Source organism: Huintestinicola sp., from assembly GCF_050874005.1.
Taxonomy (GTDB): Bacteria; Bacillota; Clostridia; order Oscillospirales; family Ruminococcaceae; genus Huintestinicola.
In genome coordinates this window covers 102,638-126,123 of the sequence record NZ_JBNMJV010000001.1, presented here as the reverse complement: position 1 = coordinate 126,123, position 23,486 = coordinate 102,638, and the positions used below count along the sequence as shown (strand labels likewise).

Annotated in this window: 19 protein-coding genes; 6 read left to right on the top strand and 13 right to left on the bottom strand. The window is 46.4% G+C overall.

All coding sequences use genetic code 11. The features are described from left to right. Position 1: 1 nt before the first annotated feature. The gene (metG, locus tag ACR0QN_RS00600) at positions 2-1,957 is read right to left on the bottom strand and encodes a methionine--tRNA ligase (protein WP_432649249.1); all 1,956 of its coding nucleotides are present in this window, start codon (positions 1,955-1,957) and stop codon (positions 2-4) included. 346 nt (positions 1,958-2,303) lie between these two features. Between metG and ACR0QN_RS00595 the strand changes: the two genes are divergently transcribed. From ACR0QN_RS00595 to ACR0QN_RS00585, 3 genes are all read left to right on the top strand, one after another. Next, complete coding sequence (locus tag ACR0QN_RS00595) at positions 2,304-2,696, top strand: hypothetical protein (RefSeq protein ID WP_432649248.1); 393 nt, start codon at positions 2,304-2,306, stop codon at positions 2,694-2,696. A gap of 5 nt (positions 2,697-2,701) precedes the next feature. Then, positions 2,702-2,923: a hypothetical protein gene (locus ACR0QN_RS00590; protein WP_432649247.1), complete on the top strand. Its 222-nt coding sequence runs from the start codon at positions 2,702-2,704 to the stop codon at positions 2,921-2,923. Between the two features lie 64 nt (positions 2,924-2,987). After that, positions 2,988-3,230, top strand: coding sequence for a hypothetical protein (locus tag ACR0QN_RS00585; protein ID WP_432649246.1), 243 nt, complete (start codon positions 2,988-2,990; stop codon positions 3,228-3,230). Between the two features lie 528 nt (positions 3,231-3,758). Here ACR0QN_RS00585 and ACR0QN_RS00580 read toward each other — a convergent pair. Then, positions 3,759-5,462: a [Fe-Fe] hydrogenase large subunit C-terminal domain-containing protein gene (locus ACR0QN_RS00580; protein ID WP_432649245.1), complete on the bottom strand. Its 1,704-nt coding sequence runs from the start codon at positions 5,460-5,462 to the stop codon at positions 3,759-3,761. Between the two features lie 434 nt (positions 5,463-5,896). Here ACR0QN_RS00580 and ACR0QN_RS00575 point away from each other — a divergent pair, with 434 nt between their 5' ends. Both ACR0QN_RS00575 and ACR0QN_RS00570 read left to right on the top strand, forming a co-directional pair. Continuing rightward, complete coding sequence (locus ACR0QN_RS00575; protein ID WP_432649314.1) at positions 5,897-7,771, top strand: GGDEF domain-containing protein; 1,875 nt, start codon at positions 5,897-5,899, stop codon at positions 7,769-7,771. Between the two features lie 30 nt (positions 7,772-7,801). Beyond that, entirely contained in the window at positions 7,802-9,412 is a 1,611-nt protein-coding gene (locus ACR0QN_RS00570) for an EAL domain-containing protein (protein ID WP_432649244.1), read from the top strand. Between the two features lie 445 nt (positions 9,413-9,857). Here the strand turns inward: ACR0QN_RS00570 and ACR0QN_RS00565 are convergent, their stop codons facing one another. The 5 genes from ACR0QN_RS00565 to ACR0QN_RS00545 are packed head-to-tail and all read right to left on the bottom strand — an operon-like array spanning position 9,858 to position 14,032. Beyond that, entirely contained in the window at positions 9,858-10,112 is a 255-nt protein-coding gene (locus tag ACR0QN_RS00565; RefSeq protein ID WP_432649243.1) for a DUF6171 family protein, read from the bottom strand. After that, complete coding sequence (locus tag ACR0QN_RS00560; RefSeq protein ID WP_432649242.1) at positions 10,109-11,584, bottom strand: alpha-N-arabinofuranosidase; 1,476 nt, start codon at positions 11,582-11,584, stop codon at positions 10,109-10,111. Before ACR0QN_RS00560 ends, ACR0QN_RS00565 begins: the two co-directional genes overlap by 4 nt. Positions 11,585-11,607: 23 nt before the next feature. Next, complete coding sequence (locus ACR0QN_RS00555; protein WP_432649241.1) at positions 11,608-12,279, bottom strand: class I SAM-dependent methyltransferase; 672 nt, start codon at positions 12,277-12,279, stop codon at positions 11,608-11,610. 2 nt (positions 12,280-12,281) lie between these two features. Further along, entirely contained in the window at positions 12,282-12,923 is a 642-nt protein-coding gene (locus ACR0QN_RS00550) for a hypothetical protein (RefSeq protein ID WP_432649240.1), read from the bottom strand. After that, complete coding sequence (locus ACR0QN_RS00545) at positions 12,920-14,032, bottom strand: aldo/keto reductase (protein WP_432649239.1); 1,113 nt, start codon at positions 14,030-14,032, stop codon at positions 12,920-12,922. Before ACR0QN_RS00545 ends, ACR0QN_RS00550 begins: the two co-directional genes overlap by 4 nt. Positions 14,033-14,317: 285 nt before the next feature. Between ACR0QN_RS00545 and ACR0QN_RS00540 the strand changes: the two genes are divergently transcribed. Then, positions 14,318-18,139, top strand: a complete 3,822-nt coding sequence (locus ACR0QN_RS00540; RefSeq protein WP_432649238.1) for a hypothetical protein — start codon at positions 14,318-14,320, stop codon at positions 18,137-18,139. A 63-nt stretch (positions 18,140-18,202) separates the two neighbouring features. On the opposite strand, the gene ACR0QN_RS00535 is transcribed toward ACR0QN_RS00540, so the two are convergent. The 6 genes from ACR0QN_RS00535 to ACR0QN_RS00510 form a co-directional block, all read right to left on the bottom strand. Further along, positions 18,203-19,099 (bottom strand): ribonuclease Z, encoded by an 897-nt coding sequence (locus ACR0QN_RS00535; protein ID WP_432649237.1) that lies wholly within the window; start codon positions 19,097-19,099, stop codon positions 18,203-18,205. Positions 19,100-19,146: 47 nt separating this feature from the next. Next, a complete protein-coding gene (locus ACR0QN_RS00530) occupies positions 19,147-19,269 on the bottom strand; it encodes a hypothetical protein (protein ID WP_432649236.1) in 123 nt (40 codons plus the stop codon). Further along, on the bottom strand, positions 19,262-21,097 hold the full coding sequence (gene asnB, locus ACR0QN_RS00525; protein WP_432649235.1) for an asparagine synthase (glutamine-hydrolyzing): 1,836 nt from the start codon (positions 21,095-21,097) through the stop codon (positions 19,262-19,264). The genes ACR0QN_RS00530 and asnB overlap by 8 nt, the downstream gene beginning before the upstream one ends. A gap of 117 nt (positions 21,098-21,214) precedes the next feature. Continuing rightward, positions 21,215-21,817 carry a pseudouridine synthase gene (locus tag ACR0QN_RS00520; protein ID WP_432649234.1) on the bottom strand — a complete coding sequence of 201 codons (603 nt, stop codon included), beginning with the start codon at positions 21,815-21,817 and terminating at the stop codon, positions 21,215-21,217. 66 nt (positions 21,818-21,883) lie between these two features. Next, positions 21,884-22,540: a Uma2 family endonuclease gene (locus ACR0QN_RS00515; RefSeq protein WP_432649233.1), complete on the bottom strand. Its 657-nt coding sequence runs from the start codon at positions 22,538-22,540 to the stop codon at positions 21,884-21,886. A gap of 59 nt (positions 22,541-22,599) precedes the next feature. Next, positions 22,600-23,430 (bottom strand): prephenate dehydrogenase, encoded by an 831-nt coding sequence (locus ACR0QN_RS00510; RefSeq protein ID WP_432649232.1) that lies wholly within the window; start codon positions 23,428-23,430, stop codon positions 22,600-22,602. Between the last annotated feature and the right edge of the window lie 56 nt (positions 23,431-23,486).

Below are 23,486 nucleotides of genomic sequence, written 5' to 3'. Positions count from 1 at the left end.
CTTACGAAAGTCTCGAACCGTTAGGGATATCCTTGTCCACAAAAATAACTCTTGCGTCCTCGCCCACGCTTGCCGCAACTATCATACCGTTGGACTCAACACCGCAAAGCTTAGCTGGAGAAAGATTAGCCACAAGAATGACCTTCTTTCCGATAAGGTCCTCGGGAGCATACCATTTAGCAATGCCCGAAACCACCTGTCTCTCGCCGAAGCCGTCATCAAGCATAAGCTTTAAAAGCTTCTTAGCTTTGGGAATTTTCTCGCAGCTCTTTACCTCGGCAATACGCAGATCAGCCTTGAAGAAATCATCAATTCCGATAATGTCCGCAAGAGGCTCAAGATTAGCCCCGTCCTTGTCCTGCTCAGCCTTTGCCTTTTCAGCCTGAGCGGTAATGAGCGCATTAAGCTCCTCAATTTCCTTGTCAACATCAATACGAGGGAATATGATATCGCCCTTGTGAACCGTGATATTCTGAGGAAGAACGCCGAACTTGTCAGCATTCTCATAGCTTACATCATCTGCAGTCGCACCTATCTGCTCCCAGATCTTAGGCATAGTGGAGGGCATAAATGCGCTGAGCAGAGATGTGGAAATTCTGATAGCCTCAAGCAGATTATAAAGCACAGCCGCAAGTCTCGGCTTGTTAGCCTCGTCCTTAGCAAGCACCCAGGGAGCAGTCTCGTCAATGTACTTGTTCGCCCTGGAAATGACCTTGAATATCTCCGCAAGAGCAATGTTCAGCGTAGTATTGTCAATGCACTCGTCAACAATACCCCTCAGAGCCGTTGCCATACTAATAAGCTCGTCGTCCATAGGGTCGGACTGCTTTTGGGTAGGAAGAGTGCCGTCAAAATATTTCACCACCATAGCAACAGTTCTCGAAACAAGGTTTCCGAGGTCGTTTGCAAGGTCGGAGTTTATGCGGTTTATCATAATCTCATTGGAGAATGAACTGTCCGCACCGAGAGCCATTTCACGGAGAATGTGATATCTGATAGCGTCTGCACCATATCTCTCGCCCAGAACCAGCGGGTCAACCACATTTCCGAGAGATTTACTCATTTTCTGACCGTTGAAGGTTATCCAGCCGTGAACAGCCAAATGCTTAGGCAGAGGAAGCTCCAGCGCCATAAGCATAGCAGGCCAGATAATAGCGTGGAAACGCATAATATCCTTAGCCACCATATGAACGTCCGCAGGCCAGAATTTTTCGAAGTCATCATAAGCCTCATTCTCATAGCCAAGAGCGGAGATATAGTTGGAAAGCGCATCTATCCAAACATAAACCACGTGACCCTCATCAAATGTAACGGGAATGCCCCACTTAAAGCTTGTCCTCGAAACACAAAGGTCCTCAAGACCGGGCTTGATGAAGTTGTTAACAAGCTCCACCGCTCTTGTCTTAGGCTGTAAATAATCCGTCTCTGTTAGCAGCTTTTCAATCCTGTCCGCAAAAGGAGACATCTTGAAGAAATACGCCTCTTCCTTAGCCTCAACCACATCTCTGTGACATTCGGGACACTTGCCGTTCTCGTCAAGCTGAGACTCGGTCCAGAAGCTCTCGCAGGGAGTGCAGTATTTTCCCTTGTATTCGCCCTTGTAGATATATCCCTTGTCGTACAGAGCCTTGAAAATGGTCTGAACGGTCTTAACGTGATAATCGTCGGTGGTACGGATATAGCGGTCGTAGCTTATATTCATATACGACCAGAGATTTTTGAAAACAGCCACTATCTCGTCAACATATTCCTTGGGAGTAACGCCTTTCTCGGCGGCTTTCTGCTCGATCTTCTGACCGTGCTCGTCCGTTCCGGTGAGAAACATCACGTCATAGCCCTGCATTCGTCTGTAACGGGCGATAGAGTCGCAGGCAACTGTAGTATAGCAGTGACCGATATGGGGATTGCCCGACGGATAATATATAGGGGTAGTAATGTAGAAGGGTTTCTTTGACACGATAATTCCTGCCTTTCGTCGTATAAAATCATAACACTTACTATTATATACCATTATTTTGATTTTGTCACTACTTTTTTGTAAAAAATATATCCCGGGGAAATAAAACCCACCGTTATAACGCCTCTCAGTCCGGCTTATCAGCAAAAAAGCTGAGAGGATATAAGTGATCTTTCCGGAAATATCATAGCTTGATGTTCTTGATTACCGTATGCTCCTTGCGGACGCTGTTAAATTCAAGGTGCTGAACAGGGCGGACGGCAAGGGCAAGGAGTTTCTTAACGAGTGCTATGATTTTATGCACAGGAAGTCGAATTTGTTTGATTGACAGAATAGGGGGAATGTTATGAACAAATATACTACTTCTGCTTATATTCTCCCTTCTGAGCGGTGTATCGGTGAGTTGAGAGCGATGGAAGTGAGGTTTAAAGGGCAAAACCGAAAGAAAAACGGTCAATTTGATTTCGATGATAGTATCAGAAAAAACAAAAAACGCAAAAAGTCATTGACAAAAGTGAATAAAGGTGTTAAACTTGATAAAAAGGGACAGCCATTCAAGTATCCACAATGCAAAGTTACTGATACCGAATATATTTATTTTATCCGAAATGTAAACACTTTTTATAAAGAAAGATATTCAAAAAGGAAATGGTGCAAATATTATTCGGGCGAGCTTGATGTGATGTTCTATTTTGAAAATCACGGTTTTGACGATTATTGCATATACCGAAAAGGGTGATAAATATGAGTTTGAAAACAGAACGTGCTCTTTCTTCAAATCCGGAACTGAGAACGCTGCTTGAAAATGTTTCTGATACCTATCCCGATTTTATCCTTGGAGTTATGCTTACTTTTGCAAATGACAAATCAGGGCAGAATAAAATGATATCATTTTTGAAAGCAAATCCTGATGCAACTGCTGATGAAATATCAGAATACGAAGATTTCTTATATTTCGGATATTGATAAAAAAATTTAACCGCTTTGAGTAATCAAGGCGGTATTTTTATGCCCGAACGGAGGTGAGAGGGTGAGAATTGCAGATACTGCGGCGTATAAATACGCTTTAGCCTGCACCGATGAAAAAAATGATAAAGTCGGCAGATACATAAAAAAGCAGGCTTTTAAGTGGCTTGAAATTGCTGACGGAAAGAGCGATGTCGCTTATGTGAGCGGCAAGGAATGGGGCAGGATAAAGGGCATTCTCACTCTTATGATACACCCCCATACAGGAAAGAATATGCTCCTGTCACGCCGCCACGGGCTTATATGAACCGCAAATTAACGCAGTAAACGTTTGTGCAATATTTTCTTCCACAAATTTCCATATCCTTAAAACCCCCGATTTTCGCCCATTTCCCACGCACACACAATCTATTGTAGGGGACGGGTTCCCCGTCCCGCATTACCCGCATTTGTGAAAACGGGACGGGAGACCCGTCCCCTACAAATTTTTGTGAAACCATTACACATATTTGTAACGTTACCGAGCCGACATTCTGCCGCCAAAATAAATTACAGAACGTCTCGCCGCGGGTCGTCACCCGCCAAAATGACGAGCCAAATACTCTCAAACAGAAAAATGCAAAAAAGTCCCCGTTTTAACAATTTCGTAATATAATTATCTTAACAAAAATTCCCCGAAATGCAGTTCATAATTTCAGATCCTGCATTTCGGGGAATATAAGAGCCGAAAAAGCCCATAAAGTTCACATTCGGGGTTTACAATAGCCCGATTTCAAAGAGAAATTTACAATTGCTGTAAATCCGCCATATTTTCCGTCAGACTAAAGCGCAAAAATCAATACTTATCGGAAACAGAGGATACCATATCCTGAGCCATAACATTAAGCTGAGTCGTAGCATCAGCCACCGCCTGCATAGCCTCTCTTATAGTAGAAGAGCCGTTAGCCGACTCGGTAATATTGTCGTTAAGCGAGGAAACAGCCGACTGGAGCTTTTCGAGAGTAGAAACGAGCATAGGCAGATTGTCCGAATCAATGCTCTCCACCGAAGAGCAGAAGCCTACCACCTTTTCCAGTATATTAACAACAATACCCGACATAGAAGCGGACTTCTGATTAGACGAGTCAATGCTGTAAAGGCTGGCATAGATGTTCTCGATATCGGCGAGCAGGTTGTTGGCGAAACCGCTCACCTTTTCGGCTATCTCGGCAGCCTTGCCGTTGTCCGCAGGGCGGCTCACAGGAACAGCGCCTCCCGAGGAAGCCTTAGCGCATCTGATACAGTTTGCGGGGATATTTCTGCCCGAGTAAACAGCCTTAGCCATCTCCGCACAGCTGCTGTAGCCGCAGGCACCGCAGTCTATCTTACGGTCGTACTCGCTTGTTTTGCCAAGCTTAGCGTAAGCCTCCTCAAGGTCCTTTTCCGAAGGCTCGGGAACCGCTTTTCCGCTTGACTCGTAGTTTCTCATAAGGCTTCTGGGGTTGATACGGTCATCGAATATCTTGAACGCCTTGTCAACGCCGTTGAGAGCAGTCTTACGGCGGTTACGTGCGTCGATCTCCACCTCACGCATAATAGCCTTTATCTCAAGGGCTGTCTGATCGCCCTCGTTGCCTATACCGCAGCCACAGCCGCAGCCTCCGCTGCAGGACAGCGCCTCGAACACCTGAGGGTGACGGTGAGCAGGCAGCTCGCAGTATTCGTCAAGCTCCTTGTATACCCCGGGGCCGTCCGAGTTTACGGCAATGATATCGGGGATATTGATGGACAGGTTATATCTGAGTCCTCCGGGAGTGGGGAAAATACCGCCCATACAGCCCTGTACCTGGTCGTCGAAATCATAGTGCTGATCGCCCTCGAGAGCCTTGTTGAAGTCTATCTTCTTGCGGCGGAAATACTCCTTGAGGCGCTTGAAGGTGATGTTGTACTCAGCGTGACCCGTGGACTCGAACTCCAGCTTCATAGCAGGACAGGGAGTCAGCACGGCAACAGCGTAGTTTTTCTTGATAAAGTCCCTTATGTAGATAGCCTCGCAGGAAACGGGGCTGTGAACGGGAGAAAGATCTCTCGTCTCATCGGGGTGATAAAGCTCCATATACCTTACAACAGCGGGACAGTGCTGGGAAATAACGTTCTTTGCGTTGCCCTGCTCGATGGCTCTCACATAGCCCCAGGTACATATATCCGCACCGTAGGAGCCGTCGTAAACACCGTCTGCGCCGTTCTGCTTGAACCACTTGAGCACAGCCTGCCAGGTACCGGGGAAGGCCGTTTTGATAGAGGGGTGAGCGATAACGATGATCTTCCTCTCCTTGAGGTCCTTGAAGAATTTGTCGGTATCATCGTCGTAATCTCTTGCCTTAGCCTTGCAGACCTTTACGCATTCGCCGCAGGCAATGCACTTTTCATTGTTTATCACGGTAACGGTCTTACCGTTTTCCAGCGTCTTTACCGTGTTTGCCTCGGGAGAGGGACAGGCTCTGATACAAGCATTGCAGCCTATACACCTTTCCTCATTGACACTAATAAGCTCTGTCATCAGATATACACTCCTAACGAATGCGCTCGGGCGCAAAATTTTCTGATATAATTATAACAATTTTTAATAATAATTGCAATAGATTTTTTTAAAATATATTGCCTGACAAGCATTTTTATACATATTGAAGGCTTTGCACGGCAATAAATAGGCAAAATAACGAAAATTTTTGTGCCGCTTCCCCAAACCGATGAAATCATTTACATTACAAAGGGGAATTTCGTAAAACATATCTTTTTTGCAAATCTGCATATTTCACAAATCCTGAGCATTTTTTTATAAAATACGGTGAATTTTTATATTTTCTGTTGAATTTTCCATACCCTTATGGTATAATATGTGTAATTATATATAAACGTTTTCATAATCGGCGCTGAGCTTTTGTTTAATGCTTCGGGCAATATATTTTAAGGGGAAAGGAGGCGTTTTTGGCAATGATGTTCGGCAAAAAGGTTATCGCTCTGTGCTTGTCACAGATAAACGACGATGTGAGCCACGACTATATTATGAATCTCAGCAAATTCTTTGAAGAAAGAGACTGGCGGCTTTTCGTATATGCCACCTGCACCGACCTTTACTGGAACACTCCCGAGGACAGAGGCGAGGCTTCGGTTTTCAGTCTTATAAACTACGATGTGACCGACGCTGTTATTATTATGGACGAAAAGATAAAGAGCAGAGATACTATCGACGCTATACGCAAAAACTGCGGAGAACGTGATATATCCGTTATCTTCGCAGGGGGAATCGAACCAAATTACCGCAGTCTGGAATTTGATTTTGAAGAAGGCTTTGCTCTTGTTATACGCCACGTTATGGAATACCACGGCGTGACCGATCTGCATATGATAGCAGGGCAGAAAGGAAACGATTTCTCGGAAAAGCGCATAGAAGTCTTTAAGCGTGAGCTTGAAAAGAAGGGCATAACATTTTCCGAGGATATGCTGAGCTACGGCGATTTCTGGTCGGTGCCCACCGAAAACGCAGTCAAAAAGCTAATTGCCGAAAACAGGCTCCCCAAGGCATTTATCTGTGCCAACGACACTATGGCGATAAGCGTATGCGGAGTTCTTGCCGAACATAACATACGAGTTCCGGACGATATTATAGTTACGGGCTTTGACGGTATTGAGTCCATTAAATTTTCCGTTCCCAAGATAACCTCCTGCCTGTGCAGCTACGAGGATATGGCAAGAGAGACCGCTAAGGTTCTCGACAGGATCTTTGAAGGATATAAGGGTCCTGTCCGGGAACTGATAACACCAAGAGTAATTATTTCCGAGTCCTGCGGCTGCCGCTGCGCCGAGACTATAAACACGTCTCTGTATCTGAACGACGTGAACAACCGATTCTTCCTCTTTCAGGAGGAGAGCTATGCCTTCAATACCATTGCCACAAGAGCGCAGATATGCGAAACCGTTGAGGAGCTGGCTCAGAAATTCAACCGTGGTCAGTATTTTTACAATACGGTCTGCGTTTTAAAGCCCGAATGCATCGACGAATCCGCAGACCCCCGTTCGGTATGCGTAAAGAATTTCTCAGAGGAAAAGCTGTTCCTGCTCTTCGACACCGACTATGAGCCTTATTATAAGCCTCAGTATTTCAGCTCTTCCGAGATCTTCCCGAAGATCAAATGGGTCATAGAAAAAAAGGTCCCTCTGATATTTTTCGCTATCAACTTCCTGGAAAATCCTCTGGGATATGTATGCTTCCACTTTAATGATTTCGATCTTTCAAACTACTGCAAAATGCCTCAGACCATAAACGCTCTGAACTCTGCCATCGGCAGCTACCGCAATATGCGATATCAGCATTACCTTAACACACGTATTGAAGAAATGTACAAATCGGACGCATTGACAGGACTTTACAACCGAAACGGATTTATAAAGGAATATGATAAGATCATTGAAGAGTGTACGGACGGTCTGACGGTGATACTTGCCGATCTCGACGACCTCAAGTACATCAACGACACCTACGGTCACGGCGAAGGTGATGTGGCTATACGTGCGGTGGCTCTGGCTCTCAAAGCCTGCTGTCCCGATGAGGCTGTCTGCGCAAGATTTGGCGGCGACGAGATGATCGCTGTGATAAACGGCGAATATTCGGGGGATATCAAGGGGGATATCGACAGGTATCTTGAAAGCTACACCGCTTCATCGGGCAAGCCCTACAAGGTTTCCGCCAGCGTGGGAATTTACAAGGCAAGACCCGAAGAAACAGGCGATTTCAAGGAGATACTCAAAAAGTCCGACAAGCTTATGTATATGGACAAGGCAAAGAAAAAGCTTAAAGGCAGAAGCTGAGATAACTTTTAAGTAAAGGACTGTTTTAATATGTCAGACAGCAATAACAGATATATTATGAGCAAATCCGAGCTTTTGAACTGTGCGGAAAGGGCGTTTGAGGAAAAGCATTTCTGCATTTTCTTTCAGCCACAGGTGAACCATTCCAGCAAAAGGATAGTTGGCGCAGAGGCTCTTGTCAGGTGGATACACCCCGAGTACGGTATGCAGTCCCCTGCCGATTTTATCCCTTTGTTTGAGTCAAACGGACTTATTACAAGGCTCGACCTGTACGTTTTTGAGGAGCTGTGCAGATATATAAGCAGATGCATTGAAAATAACATTACTTTGGTACCCATATCCTTCAACGTTTCCCGTCACGATCTGTTCTTCGGTGATTTTATTGACAGAATGGAGGATATCAGAAAGAAATACGGCGTTCCCGTAAAATATCTCCGTGTGGAAATTACCGAAAGCGCCGCTGTGGGTGAAAATGATCTGCCGGCAAGGATAGTTAACAAATTTCACTCCCTGGGCTATGTGGTCGAAATGGACGATTTCGGCAGCGGATATTCCTCTCTCAATGTTCTTAAAGACATTGAGGTGGACGTTATAAAACTCGATATGATATTTTTAAGAGGCGGTATCGGCGGCAGAGGCGGAATTATCATAAGCTCCGTTATAAGAATGGCAAACTGGCTGAAAACTCCCGTTATTGCCGAGGGCGTTGAGACTTTGGAACAGGCGGATTATCTGAAAAGCATCGGCTGTGAATACATTCAAGGCTACCTTTATTCAAAGCCCGTTCCCGAAGAAAATTTTACCGCTATGCTCACTTCGGGCAAAACGGATACGGCACTCCCTGCTATGCGGTTCATCGACAGGCTCGACACAGAAAAATTCTGGGACCCCGAGACTCTGGAGACCCTGATATTCAACAACTTCGTTGGCGGCGCCGCTGTTTTTTCATATGAAAACGGCGATATCGAAATGCTGAGGGTCAATGAGAAATATCTCAAAGAGCTTGGTATGAATATGTCTCAGAAAGATATTATCCTCGGTATGGAAAACGTTCAGCTTGACAATGAAAACAGGGATATTTACATTGATACCGCAAAGCGTGCCATAGAGTCGGACGACGAGGAGGTATGCAAGACACGGCGCATTGTTCACTCCCCCTGCTGCGGTGAGGACACTCTTTACATTAAAAGCACTATGCGTGTGCTAGGCAGGACTAAATCACGGTTCCTTTTCTATGTTATGATACAGAATATTACCGCCGAAAAGAAAATGTATATGGCGCTGTACGAAAACGAGAAGAAATTCCGCACAGCCGGCGAACACGCCAACATTTACTGCTGGGAATATGTTATCGACACTAAGGAAATGTTTCCCTGCTCAAGATGCAAAAGAGATCTGGGTATGCCCGATGTGGTGAAAAATTATCCCGAGCCTGTTATAGAGTCGGGACTGTTCCCTGCGGACTATGCGGATATGTACCGTGACTGGCACCGTCAGCTTGCGGAGGGTGCGGACCACCTTGAGGCGATAATTCCCCTTACTAAGGACAGGATACCTTTTCACGTCAGATATACTGCCGAATTCGACGAGAACGGCAGACCTTACAAAGCTTATGCTTCGGCTACGCTTGTTGTGGACTGAGTGCATAAAAACAGCGTTCGCTTTTTAGTTTTATGCGGACGCTGCAGTCTGTCGAAAAAGAAATGACAATTGTATAATCTGCACAAACTTATAAGGGATTTTCTTTGTCAAAAACGTTCCACCGGAACGTTTTTGAGGGTAAGTTACCTAAAACTTGTAAGAAGGGGAGGCGGTCGTGTGAAGCTTGCTTCACAATATGCCTTCCCCTCGAAATGCTGTCGCATTTCTCACCCCTTGCTCCGTTCTTGAAGGATAAAAGGGGATTTCGCAGATAAACTTTGTTTATCATTGCGGAAGGGCGACCAAAGGGCGCCGCCCTTTGGAAACCTGCCACCTTTGAAAAGGTGGACGAAACTTTTACTATGACCTTATTTATGCAAATTTTTTCATCTAATCACTTTATCGACAAACTGCAGCATTCGCTTTTTAGGCGGACGCTGTTTTTTTACCAATAGTGTTCTTCGCAGGGGCAGTGCATATCCTTTTTGGCGGCTCTCAGTTCCGCAAAGCAGCCGCATTTGCCGCAGGTGCCTTCGCCTAAATAGTCACACCCGCCGCAGATTTTAAGACGGCGGCGGTATTCAGCTTCATCGGTGCGCTTTTCATCGGGGAGGGCGGCTATAAGCTCGGTTATTTCCTTATATATCCCATTGGGGTCAAGTTCCGCAAAAAAACACTTTTTACAGAAAGGGCGGCTCATTTTATGGTCACGCTTACTACGGAGCAGGGGGGAAGCTCGGCGGTGAGGACGCTGTTTTCAAGCTTTACTGGATATGCAGCAGGGGTGACACGCTCGGGGGCGTCAAAATCGTTGCAGGTATGCACCTCGGCGGTGAGGATACGGGCTGAGGCTTCGGTACATTCAAAGCCTCTGATATCGCAGGAGATATGGGCGCTGTCCTCGAGGGAGCAGTTTGCAAGGGTAAGGGTCATTACTCCGTCCTTGACCGATGCGGAGCTTGAGAGGAGTGGTATCTTGTCCTTATCCCCTGTTTCTGCGGCTTCGCTGAAGCAGTAGACAAGCTCACCGTTCTGATGCTCCTTGAAAAGGCCGAACACGTGATAGGTGGGAGTTTTGACCATTTTTTCGCCCTCGGTGAGGATAAGGGACTGGAGCACGTTTACCGCCTGGGCAAGGTTTGCCATTATGACACGCTTGCTGTGTCTGTTGAAGATGTTTAAATTGCAGGCTGCTACAATTGCGTCACGCATTGTGTTCTGCTGATAGAGGAAGCCCGGGTTTGTGCCCTCCTCCACGTCATACCAGCAGCCCCACTCGTCTACGATAAGTCCGATATCGTTATTGGGGTCATAGCGGTTCATTATTTCGGTGTGGCGGGTGATAAGCTCGTCCATATAGAGGGTCTTTGAGATAGTGCTGTAATAGAGGTCATTGTCAAATTCACGGGCGCTGCCTTTTTTGTTCCAATCACCTGTGGGTATGGTGTAGTAGTGGAGAGATATGCCCCTTGTCTGATATTTATTCAGGCTTTTCATTATGGTCTCTGTCCAGTTGTAGTCATCGGAATTGGGTCCGCAGGCTATTTTGAAAAGTTCGTTTCCCGAGTAGTTTTTGCAGAAGCTCTGATAGCGGCGGTATTCGTCGGCGTAGTATTCGGGGCGCATATTTCCGCCGCAGCCCCAGTTTTCATTGCCTATGCCTAAGTATTTCAGTTTCCAGGGCTTTTCTCTGCCGTTTTGCTTTCTGAGCTCGGACATTGGAGAGCCGCCTTCGAGAGTCATATATTCCACCCACTCCGAAAGCTCGGTTATGGTGCCGCTGCCCAGATTTCCCGCTATGTACGGCTCACAGCCCACAAGCTCGCAGAGCCGCATAAATTCGTGGGTGCCGAAGGAATTGTCCTCGGACACGCCGCCCCAGTTGGTGTTTATCATCTTCTTGCGCTTTGATTTTTCGCCTATTCCGTCTTTCCAATGGTATTCGTCCGCAAAGCAGCCCCCCGGCCAGCGGAGGACGGGCAGCTTTATGTTTCTGAATGCTTCGATGATATCGTTTCTTATGCCGTCGGTGTTGGGTATGGTCGAGTTTTCTCCTACGTAAATGCCGTTATAGATACATCTGCCGAGATGTTCGGAGAAATGGCCGTAAAGCTCGGGATTTATATGGGATATCCTGTCACGGGCGTTTATGAGCATTGATATTTTTTTCACTTCGGGTCGTCCTTTCCGTATGTTTATTTTACTGCTGCGATGACCGAGAATTTAAGGTTTGAATAGATACAGCTTGCCGGTTTGAAGCCGCTGTTTCGGAGCATTTTTATCTCCTGCTCCGCCGAACATTCCTTATCAAGCTTGCGGCGCTCTTTCCATAGGGTAATGTCGGTCACGGTCAGTCCGCTTGTGTACAGCTTATTTTCCCAGTAGGAGTTATACCACGTATCCGTTGTGGGGTCGGCGGCGCAGAACTGGTCATAGTTTACGAATATGCCGCCTGCGGGAAGCTTTTCGTATATGCGCAGGAAAAGCTTCTGCTTATCTTCGTCTGTAAGGTGGTGGACAGAGAGGGCGGATATAATGGCGTCAAAGCTCCGGTCGGGCAGGTCTGCGGTATAGTCGGATATCTCAAAGCTTACGTTTTCGCAGCACGAAAAGCGCTTTCGTGCCACGTCAAGCATTTCTTCCGCTATATCCGTAAGGACATAATTGCAGTCGGGGAAGTGCTTATACCACATTGATGCAAGAAGTCCCGTGCCTGCGCCGAGGTCGAGGACAGACTGAGGCTCTTTGATATTTGCGGCTATGAAGTCGGTAGAGGTGATGTAGAGATCCTCAAAGCAGGGTATGAATTTTCGGCGGTTTTGGTCGTATTCACGGGCTATTTTATTGAACTGAGCTTCGATATCCATTTTTATTTGCCGCTCCTTTCCGAGTTCCTTGCTTCACTTAGAATGGTCGGGGTATCTTCCATAAGCTTTTCGGGGTATCTTACATATTCCATTATCCTTTCGTGGGGAAAGCTTTGCAGCATATATCTGCCAAGCTTACAGCTTATGGCGTAATTGCCGGGAAGATTTATGTAGTCTTCCGAAAGCTCCTTCGGGGTGCAGGTCAGTTCGATATCCGCATTTGTCTGTCCCGAGAGGTTCTGGGCGAGGGCTTCCCAGAACCATATTACTCCGTTGGCATTGGGGTTTATCTGCTGCTGGCAGATGTGGGTGAACTCGTGGAGGATAAGCTTTATGTAATCTTCATCGGTCATATTTTCGTGTCCCTGTGCTTCTCTGCACCTATCGAGAGAGAGGAGGTTTATATTGCCGTCATATGTATCGCCTATCATCCAGCTGTAATATTCGGTGAACTTTTCGGTATGGGCTTTGTATTCTTCTGCGGTGGGGTAAAGAATTATTTTCTGACAATGGTCTATGCCGTCAAGTCCGAAAAAGGCGGTTATCCTGCTCATATTTTCCCCGAGAGTGCGGCTCACAAGCTCTGCGAGAGCTTTTCCTTCGGGGGAGAAGGTTATGCTGAAATTTTTATACTGTATGGTCATTTCGATGTTTTCTCCGCAAGTTCTGCCATTATTTTGCTTATGGCTATTCCCTGGGGGCAATGATTCTCGCAGGCGGCACAGCCTATGCAGTCCTTGGGCTTGCCCTTGGTATCAAGCTTGTCCATATCCTCAAGCGCCCATTCGCCGTCAATTTTATAGCGGTTGTAGAGGTTTAAGACCTCGGGGATATTTATTTCGGCGGGACAGCCGCTGCAGCAGTAGCGGCAGGCGGTGCAGGGCACTCTTACGGCGCTTCGGAATATTTCGCAGGCTTTGAAAAGGAGTTTTTCCTCATCGTCGGTGAGGGGGGAATTTTCCGAAAAGGTCCTGAGATTGTCGGACATCTGCTCGTTATCGGACATTCCGCTGAGTATCACCTTGATACCGTCAAGGCGCATAAGCCACCGGAATGCCCAGGAGGCTAAAGAACGGTCGGGGTGAGCCGATTTTAACATAGTCTCCGCTTCGGGGGTGAGGCTTGCAAGTCTGCCGCCACGGACGGGTTCCATTACTATAATGGGGATATTTTTTTCTTTCAGTATCTCATACTCCGCTTTTGCCGAGCCGAAGAGCCAGTCGTAATAATTAAGCTGTATCTGGGCAAAGTCCCAGTCACGGTATGCGGCAAATTCTTTCAGCTTTTCGGGGCTTGAATGAGATGAAAAGCCCAGGTATTTTATTCTGCCAAGCCTTTTCTGCTCCTCGAAATATTCGATACAGCCGCTTTTTATGTAGGTCTCCGCTGTGTTGTCAGTAACGCTGTGGATAAGGTAGAAGTCGATCCGGTCGGTGCCCAGACGGGTGAGCTGTTCCTCAAATACGGCTTTATAGTCGGGGTTTGCGTGAATGAAAAATTTATCGGCTATATAAAAGCTGTCACGGGGATAGCGTTTTACGAGGGCTTCACGGAGAAATTCCTCGGACTTTCCCCCGTGATAGATATAGGCGGTATCGTAGTAGTTTATGCCATCGGACATTGCTTTGTCGATTATCTCTGTGCCTCTTCCCAGGTCGATGTCGCTGTCAGAGCCGCCCGGCTTTACAGGCAGGCGCATATTGCCCATTCCAAGGGCTGACAGGCTTATATCACGAAATTTTTTTGTTATCATAGCGCACCTCCGAGTGTTGTTATATTTAAGTTAATTATATCGGATTTCTGCACGGATTAGATTAAATTTTTATGTACATTATACAAAAATATATGAATGGGCGGGAACTGACAGTTTTTTACAGATGGCAAAAATATTGAATAAATGTAATTTTTCTGTTAACTTTTAGATTTATATCGAAAAACAATAAAAAGTGGCGCTCTTTTGGCGTCTTTGTCGTGTTATGATGATTTATGTATAAATATCGGGATTTTTCCCGAAAGACATAAAGGAGGATTTTTTCTTATGAAAATTTCAAGGCTAAGGCGAGCGCTGGCGGTTTTCCTTTCGGCGGCTATGCTGATGATGTGTATGCCGTTTACGGGGATAACTGCGGCGGCGGATGTCTTTACGGACATCTCAACCGAGTCAGCACTGCAGACTGCTGCTTCCACAGGAGGATATTACAAATTTACGTCAAGTATCAGCACCGAAACGCTGCATATCGATCAGCCCTGCGTTTTTGACCTGGGCGGAAATACTCTGAATATAACTAAGGCAAATGCAACAACAAACAATATTGATGACGGCCTTAAGGTAAATGCTGCGACAACCTTCAAAAACGGTACTATAAACATAAACGGCGGCAGAACTATACATCTGATAGCCAATGCAGACCTTACTCTTGATGGTATCACCTTTAATTCTGCCGAAAATAACGGTGCAGCTTTAGATGTTCAAAGTGCCTGCAATGTGGTTCTGAAAAATTCTTCAATCATTTGCAGTCAGTATGGAGCCAGATGCATTACTTCTACAATCTCAAGAACCAATATCAGTTTTGAAGGAAATGTTACATTGAATGTTCTTCAAAACAATCCTCCTTGGGCAATGAACAACACTATGGTCTTTTCTAACGGAACTTTGAATTTGTACGGTGATCTGACAATAAATTCTTCATTGTCAGCCTATTCCGGCACTTTCAATTTCTATAACGGTTCTATCAAAAACACACAATCTGTCAGAACCGACAACAATATGATATGCGATTCTTACAGTGCACCCACGGTCGGCGACGGACAAATGTATTATGACGCTGCTAAAACAAATAAAATGACCGATACCGACGTTCTGAAAACTGTTTCCGAGGTATATTCAAAGTACCACCCCCACAGCTGGGCATATAGGGCAGGTACGGGTGAGAACGCAAATACACTTGAGGCTTACTGTACAAATACCGATGACTGTCCTCTGACTGCCAATCCTAAGGTAGTCGTAAGCGCTGTGGATACTCCAATGACTTATTCACGCTATGCTTATTCGGGCGCAAGCTTTACCGTTGATTCGGGCTTCCCTGTTGCTCAGAGCAATATAGCTATTCAGTATGTGGGTACTCTCGCAGACGGCACCACCGCATATGACAGTGCGGACAAGCCTACGGAAGCAGGAACATATAAGGCTTGTGTGACCATTGAGGAAGCGACTGCTTATGCGGAGTTTGAGATAACTCCAAAGGAACTGCCTTCAAGCAGCGTTTCCGTAACATCGAGCACCTTGTTTACTTATGACAACAGTGAAAAATCGATCACGCTGAAGGTAACATCTCCTTTTACAGGACAAGAGCTTACCCTCGATAAGGACTATAAGATAACAGGCACAATGAAAGCGACTGCCCCCGATACCTATACCGTTTCGGTAGAGGGCATTGGAAATTATAAAACCACAACTCCTATTGAAAAGACCTGGACTATCAAACCGGGTTATATTTCTGCTCGTAATTCCTTTCCTGTAATGGAGGATTATAACGGTCAGTCTCATACGGTACCTATTACATTCTCTCCCGAAAACGCAGCTGTAAAGTTCGGCACCGAAGATGGAGTTTACGACCTGGATACTACTCCTTCTTACACGAATGCAGGCGTATACTTTATTTACTATAAGGCAACTCTTGAAAACTATAGTGACAATAAAGGATATACAGCTGTTGTAATTTATTCTGCAGACGTTGCAGATGTTGATCCGGATCTGGCTAAGGCGGAAGACAATATTCTTGCCGGTGAAGTTCTGGAAGATGTTTATGTTGATCTTCCCGAATGCCCTGAGAATATGACCTTCGGAACTCCCGTATTTACCGACCCTGCTATTACAAGCGCTGTGATATCCGACGGCAAGCTTGTTATCAGCACTACTGCAGATGTTACTGACGGAACACAGTATGTTATTACCGTTCCAGTTACCGGAAAAACTCTTTCGGAGGAAAATATCAACAACAACGATTATGAAATAGGCGAAGATGCAGGATATGCTAATTTCAAGGACTATAATATCACCGTAACTCTTACCGGAAAAGACTGCGAACACCCCGATGTATCCGACGAGTGGTCTTCCGATGAGGACGGACATTGGCACGACTGCCCCGACTGCAGCAAAAAGGTGGATTACACCGGCCACACAGAGGTCATTGACGCTGCTGTTTCGGCTACCTGCACAGAAGCAGGCATTACAGAGGGCAAGCACTGCTCCGTTTGCGGCAAGGTTCTTGTGAATCAGGCAGAAGATCCCGCTCTCGGACACGATTATGACGAGAACGGCATATGCACAAGATGCGGAGAGGTAAGGCCTTCCGTTAAGGCTGCCGAGGATATCGACAAGGCTCTTGACAGCCTCAAACCCACTAACGACACTACTCCCGATGACGTTAAGACTATCGTTGACGAAAACAAGGGCGGCACAGAAGCAGCAATTACCGTATTTGAGCTTACTCCCGCTACAGAGGATAAGGAAGGCTCTCTCAAGGTAATTATTACCGTTTCCGACGGTGAAAACATTGAGACTGTTATCAAGGAATACGTTATCGACAAGCTCCCTGCATCGTCCGAAAACGAGGCTGCAAAGGCTGCCGATGACATTGACACCGCTCTTGACGGTCTCAAGCCCACTAACGACACCACTCCCGATGACGTTAAGGCTATCGTTGATGACAACAAGGGCGGCACAGAGGCAGCAGTTACCGCATTTGAGCTTACTCCCGCTACAGAAGAAAATGAAGGCTCTCTCAAGATAATTGTCAGCGTTTCCGACGGTACAAACACTGAGGCTGTTACTAAGATATTCGTTATCCCCGCTCTCGGCGCAGGCAATATCAAGGTCGAGACTGAGGGCAATGTGGGCGGCGCAGTCGTTGACGCAGTCGAGGTAAAGAACGCTGTTGACATCACTCCCGAAGAACAGGCGCTTATCAACAGCGGCTACGATCTTCACATTATCCTTAACGTTCAGAATGCTGACAAGACCGTTTCCGATAAGGACAAGGCTCTGACTGAGGCTGTTCTTTCGGAGGATATGAAGGTGGGAATGTATCTTGACATTTCTCTCTTCAAGAAGATAGGCGATCTTCAGACTGCTATCCACGATACAAATGCACCTATCACTATTACCTTTACTGTGCCCGAGAGCCTTATCAATGCCGATGAAAAGGTTACAAGAGAATATTTCATAATCCGTGTTCACAACGGTGTTACAGACATTCTTAACTGCACATTTGACCCCGCAACAGGCAAGGCAAGCTTTATGACAGACAAGTTCTCAAGCTATGCTATCGCTTACAAGGACACAGTTAAGAAAGACCCTGCTCCCGTACCTGCTCCCGTGCCTGAGACGGCTGTAAAATATCCTGTTATTGTAAGCGGAAATGCTGTTATTGACAAGCCTTATGCAGAGGCAGGAGATGTCGTTAATGTAGGCACAAACTTAGGCTACGACATCATCGTTACTGACGGCAGCGGAAACAGGATCGCTGTTATAACCGAAAAGGGCAGCTTTATAATGCCTGCTTCCAAGGTATATATAAGCGTTGTTAAAAATGCTGTGGCAGAATATATTGCAAACGGCTGGAGACATTCTTATGTTTACTCATATGACGCTGATATGAACAGGATAAAGGTCAATTCCGATATCAAACGTGGAGTTATCGTTATCAACCTGGGCGCCGAATATGCGGGAAAAGATTTTACGATTTATTCCGGCAGAAAGAGCACCAAGACCGAGATAATTTCCGGCACTCTCGACAAGAACGGAAGATTTACCTTCAAGGCTTCTGAGGGTAAGAATTACACTCTGGTCGTTGAGTAAGATATGATAAAATAATTATCCCGCAGTTCTCGTAAATGGGAACTGCGGGATATTTTTTTGCGGTCAGCTTATTGTTTTTTTCATTCCGTCAATGCCCGCAAGCGTATTTGCGAATATGGCTCTTGCCGCTTCGAGATGTTCCTCGGGGGCTGTGAGGGCAGGGCTGAAATGGGTGAGCCACAGCTCCTTTGAACGGGAATGTGCGGCAATTTCTGCGCTTTGGGAAAAGACCATATGACCCTTTTCCGTCATTTTCGGGATGTATTTGTCCTCGCCGTACATTCCTTCGCTTACAAGCAGCCTAGAATTTGCGGCAAAGGCGGCAAGGTCTTCAAAATAAACGGTATCTGTGATGTAGGTGATCTTTAAGGGCTGCCGCTCCCCTTCCGTAACCATTTCGGGGGTGATGATACTGCCGCCCAGTTCTATGCTCTGCCCCTTGTGGAGGACGCTTCGCATATTAAGGGGTACCCCCAGCCTGTCCGCCTTTTCGGGGCTGAACACGGGGGGACGGCGCTCGGTGATGCTGTAGCAATAGCAGTCTATACGATGTCTGACGGGCATAAAGCTTATTTCAAGATCGTTCCGGAAGATAGTTCCCCCGCCGCTTATTTCGTGGACGCTTACATCAAATGGCAGCTCGGGGCAGATACAGCAAAGCCTTTGTATTATCTCCCTGCCGCCTTTTGGAGCGTATATCACCAGAGGTGAGGATTTGCCGTAGTTTCCTGCGGACAGGAGCAGTCCCGGCAGTCCTGCGATATGGTCGGCGTGAAAATGGGTGATAAGCAAGGTATCAAGCCTTGCAAGGCTGAGTCCTGCTTTGGCAAGGGCTATCTGCATTCCCTCGCCGCAGTCGATAAGCAGGGCTTTCCCCTTATGCTCCGCCCAGAGTCCTGTGAGAAAACGGTGGGGCAGGGGCTTCATTCCGCCTGTTCCCGGAAGGCAGATGTCTATCATAAGATTTTCCTTTCGGTTTATTCGGAAATGCTTTGCATTTCCATATCTTAAATAAGAACGCCCTCGCCTGTCATTGCGGTGGCGGAATTGGTCACGGTCTCCAATTCTACGCCGCTGCAGGCTGTGAGGATCACCCCGGATATTATCGGGTGATAATTATTTTCATACATTCTCCCCGAAATATACGTCATACCACTGGAGGAAAATGAATACTGTCCATATCTTGCGGCTGTTGTCAAACTTCTCTGCCTTGTGGTCATCAAGGAGCTTTACAAGCATATCCGTATTGAAGAACTGCTCTGCGGCAGGAGAGGTGAATGCCGCTTTTACGATGTTATAGTATTTATCTTCTCTGAGCCATACTCTGATGGGGACGGGGAAGCCCAGCTTCTTTTTATTTGCGGTCTTGGGAGGTGCGGCTTTAAGGGCGGCTTTTCTCATTGCAAGCTTGGTGTTTTCGGTGCTTACACGATACTGCCAGGGTATCTGCTCCGCAAGCGCCATTACTTCCTTATCGAGGAAAGGCACTCTAAGCTCAAGGGAATTTGCCATTGACATTTTATCCGCTTTGAGAAGGATATCTCCTGCCATCCAGAGGTGGAGGTCAAGATACTGCATTTTGGTGATATCGTCCTTGTCCTTGACCTTATCAAAGAAGGGGGCTGTTATGGCGGTGGGATCGGGGGCGGAGGTTTTTATTTTAAGGAGACGCTTTCTGTCACGGGGAGAGAACATATAGGCATTGCCGATAAATCTTTCCTCAAGGTCCTTGCCGTTTCGCACAAGGAAGTTTACTCCTCTTTTGGGAGGGAGCTTTTCGGCAACTGTGCCTATTCCCTTACGGATAAATTTAGGCAGGGATTTATAGGCGTGGGAGCCTAAGGGTTCCTTATAGATGTTATATCCGCCGAATATCTCGTCAGCACCCTCGCCGGAGAGGACTACCTTTACATACTGTGCGGCTGTATTGCAGACAAAATAAAGTGCGATACAGGAGGGGTCGGCAAGAGGTTCGTCCATATGGTACTGTATTTTTTTGATATTGTCCCAGTATTCGTCGGGGGTTATGACCTTGCTGATATTTTCCTTGCCGATATATTTGGAAAATTCCTTGGCCCAGCCTATCTCGTTGTATTTCTCGTCCTCGCCGAAACCTACGGTAAAGGTCTTGTCAACATTTGCAACGGATGCGGCATAGCTGGAGTCAACTCCGCTGGAAAGGAAGCTGCCTACCTCTACATCGGCAATTTTATGGGCTTCCACCGAATCCTTGAAGGTATCGGATATCCGCTCCACCCAGGTATCCATATCGGGCTTCTCGTCGGCATTGAAGTGAACGTCCCAGTAACGCTTTATATCAAGCTTGCCGTCCTTATATTTGAAGCAATGGGCGGGGGGAAGCTTATAGACGTTTTTGAAAAATGTCTCATTGGTGGGGGAATACTGGAAGGTAAGATAATTTTCAAGAGCGGTAGTGTTAAGCTCTTTTACGAAGGCGGGGTGAGGGAGGAAAGACTTTATTTCCGAGCCGAACATAAATGTGCCGTTCATAAGGGCATAGTAAAAAGGCTTGATGCCGAAAAAGTCTCTTGCGCCGAAAAGCTCCTTCTTTTCCTTGTCCCAGATAACAAAGGCAAACATTCCTCTCAGCTTATCAAGAAGCTTCTCGCCGTATTCCTCATAGCCGTGGATAAGGGTCTCGGAGTCGGTGTTGGTGGTGAATTTATGTCCCTTTGCTTCAAGCTCTCTGCGGATATCCATATAGTTATATATCTCGCCGTTGAAGAAAAGCACCTTGGACTTATCCTCGTTGAATATAGGCTGGTTGCCGCTTTCGGTTATGTCTATGATACTGAGCCTGCGAAAGCCCATTGCGATACATTCGTCGATATACCGTCCCTCGGAATCGGGACCTCTGTGTTTGATCTTATCCATCATTGCGCCGAGAACCTTGTTTGAGTTGTCAATGGCATTTGTAAACCCTACAAATCCGCACATACACTATCATCTCCGTAATTTAAGGTATTCATAGCATTATACTCTTATCTTTCCATTGCTATGACATATTACTATAATACCATTTTAATGGCAAAAGGTCAATAGGAACTCCCGTTTTTATTTTCGGAGCATTGCAAGCTCCTCATCGGTAAGCTCCCTGTACTCCCCCGGGGCAAGGCTTTCGTCAAGGGGCACGCCGCCTATATTTATCCGCTTGAGATAGACGATACAGCAGTCAATAGCCCTGAGCATCCGCTTTACCTGATGATTTTTTCCCTCTTCTATGGTAATTTCTCCCGAAAAAATTTTCTGGGCAGGGTATTTGAGAAAATGCTCACGCTTATTCTCGGGGAGATGATCAGCAATTTCGGTTATCACGCCTTCGGACAGGCACTTTATTCTTGCGGGACGGACAGGAGTATTGCTGCCCCGCATTGTCAAACCCTCGGCTACCGTTTTTATCTTTTCCTCGGTGAGCACGCCTATGGCATAGAAAAAATATGTCTTGGAGACGTGCTTGCTTGGGTGCATAAGGCTGTAGGTCAGGGCGCCGTCGTCGGTTATGAGAAGAAAGCCTTCGGTGTCCTTATCGAGCCGTCCCGAGGGGTGGAGGGAGTCTCGTATTCCCTCGGGAAAATAGTCCATTACGGTTTTGCTCAGGCTGTCTTTTTTGGCGGTGACACAGCCTTTCGGTTTATGGAACATATAATAATGGGGCATAATTTTCGCTGCCTTTCAAAAAATCAAAGCACAGAATGACCATACTTTCTGTGCTTTGAAAGAAACTTATTCATCAAAAAAGTCTGCGGCTCTTATCACAAGAGGTTCGTCATTGTTTCGGTAAATTCCTGCGGATATACTGTCCTTAAAGGAATAAAACTCGATATTGCTGTGGGAATTTTCAAAGAGATAAACGATTATCTTCTTTTCATCGGGGTCTATTGCCCAGTATTCCCTTACTCCTGCGGAGCGGTAAAGAAAAAGCTTTTTGCCTAAATCTATGCCTGCGGTGGAGGGGGAAAGTATCTCGATGACCCAGTCGGGAGCACCGTTATGATACTGACCGTCTATCCTGCTTGGGTCACAGGATACGAAAATGTCGGGCTGTACAACGGTATCATCGCTTAGCTTCACATCGGCAGGTGCGGCATAGACCTGACATTTGCCCTTATGCTTTGAAATGTAGCTTTTGATGCTGAAAAAAATTTCACCCGATATTTTCTGATGGAGAAATCCCGGGCGGGGAACCCCCGCTGGTAAGTCGCTTATACTTTTGTATAGACTGTCAGTTTGCGGCTCGGTACCCATAATTAACGGATACGCAGAGGGAAGTCCACAGGAAGGAGACATATAGACTATTTCCCCATTTATAAGCTCGCAGCGTTTGTCGGACTCCAATAAGCGAAATTCCTCTGCGGTCATTTTTACATCTCGGACAGCCATAGTATCAGCTCCTTTCAAAGCTATTATACCACATCTGCCCCATACAAGTCAAGGCAAATTCAGTCCACAGGGGTGTTTTCCTTGAGTATTCTTCCGTCACGGAGAAGGCTTCTGAGAGTTTCGCTGTCATTTTCTGCAATTGCCTTGCGGTATTCGCTGAGGCGGTCAATAATATAGTCTATCTCGAAAAGAAGCGGCTCCTTGTTCATAAGGAAGAGGGGCGTCCACATATTTTCGTTGAGCTTTGCAACTCGGGTCAGGTCCTGGAATGAACCTGCGGAAAAGCCAAGCTGCTGCTGATGGGTGGGGCTTTTGATGTATGCGTTTGACACAACGTGGGCAAGCTGGCTTGTGAAGGCGATTATCCTGTCGTGCTCCTCGGGGGTGGCTTTTACCACCTTTTTGAAATGGATAGAGTTGGCAAGGTCCTCGATTATGTTTATCTCCTCTTTGGGGGTGCTTTCGGTGGGGGTCATAATAAAGCTTGCGTTATCGAAAAGGTTGTCGAGGGAGTATTCAAAGCCGGAAAATTCACGTCCTGCCATTGGGTGGACGCCGATGAAGGTAACTCCTCTTTCAGCAAGAATGGGCGTTACCTCGTCAACAATTGCTTTCTTGATACCGCCTGTGTCGATAACGATGCTGCCCTCCTTGAAAAGGTCGGCATTTTCCTTGATATAGCTTATTATTGTAGGGGGAAACAGGGAGACAATGGTGATATCCGCTTCGGAAACGTCCTTTGCCTCGTAATCTATTGCATTCTGAGAGAGAGCCATTTTAACGGTCTTTCTGTCTATGTCAATGCCGCCCACAAGGTGATTCGTATGCTTCTTTATCGCCTTGCACAGCGAGCCGCCGATAAGTCCCAGACCGACTGTTACGATTTTCATATGATAATAGTCCTTTCAAAGTCATTTTTACGATTTTCATTATAGCTTATTTTTAT

Coding starts and splice junctions, on each gene's coding strand:
- ACR0QN_RS00595 (WP_432649248.1), top strand. CDS start 2,304: ATGAACAAATATACTACTTCTGCTTATATTCTCCCTTCTGAGCGGTGT.
- ACR0QN_RS00590 (WP_432649247.1), top strand. CDS start 2,702: ATGAGTTTGAAAACAGAACGTGCTCTTTCTTCAAATCCGGAACTGAGA.
- ACR0QN_RS00580 (WP_432649245.1), bottom strand. CDS start 5,462: ATGACAGAGCTTATTAGTGTCAATGAGGAAAGGTGTATAGGCTGCAAT.
- ACR0QN_RS00575 (WP_432649314.1), top strand. CDS start 5,897: ATGATGTTCGGCAAAAAGGTTATCGCTCTGTGCTTGTCACAGATAAAC.
- ACR0QN_RS00570 (WP_432649244.1), top strand. CDS start 7,802: ATGTCAGACAGCAATAACAGATATATTATGAGCAAATCCGAGCTTTTG.
- ACR0QN_RS00565 (WP_432649243.1), bottom strand. CDS start 10,112: ATGAGCCGCCCTTTCTGTAAAAAGTGTTTTTTTGCGGAACTTGACCCC.
- ACR0QN_RS00555 (WP_432649241.1), bottom strand. CDS start 12,279: ATGGATATCGAAGCTCAGTTCAATAAAATAGCCCGTGAATACGACCAA.
- ACR0QN_RS00550 (WP_432649240.1), bottom strand. CDS start 12,923: ATGACCATACAGTATAAAAATTTCAGCATAACCTTCTCCCCCGAAGGA.
- ACR0QN_RS00545 (WP_432649239.1), bottom strand. CDS start 14,032: ATGATAACAAAAAAATTTCGTGATATAAGCCTGTCAGCCCTTGGAATG.
- ACR0QN_RS00540 (WP_432649238.1), top strand. CDS start 14,318: ATGAAAATTTCAAGGCTAAGGCGAGCGCTGGCGGTTTTCCTTTCGGCG.
- ACR0QN_RS00535 (WP_432649237.1), bottom strand. CDS start 19,099: ATGATAGACATCTGCCTTCCGGGAACAGGCGGAATGAAGCCCCTGCCC.
- ACR0QN_RS00530 (WP_432649236.1), bottom strand. CDS start 19,269: ATGTATGAAAATAATTATCACCCGATAATATCCGGGGTGATCCTCACA.
- asnB (WP_432649235.1), bottom strand. CDS start 21,097: ATGTGCGGATTTGTAGGGTTTACAAATGCCATTGACAACTCAAACAAG.
- ACR0QN_RS00520 (WP_432649234.1), bottom strand. CDS start 21,817: ATGCCCCATTATTATATGTTCCATAAACCGAAAGGCTGTGTCACCGCC.
- ACR0QN_RS00515 (WP_432649233.1), bottom strand. CDS start 22,540: ATGGCTGTCCGAGATGTAAAAATGACCGCAGAGGAATTTCGCTTATTG.
- ACR0QN_RS00510 (WP_432649232.1), bottom strand. CDS start 23,430: ATGAAAATCGTAACAGTCGGTCTGGGACTTATCGGCGGCTCGCTGTGC.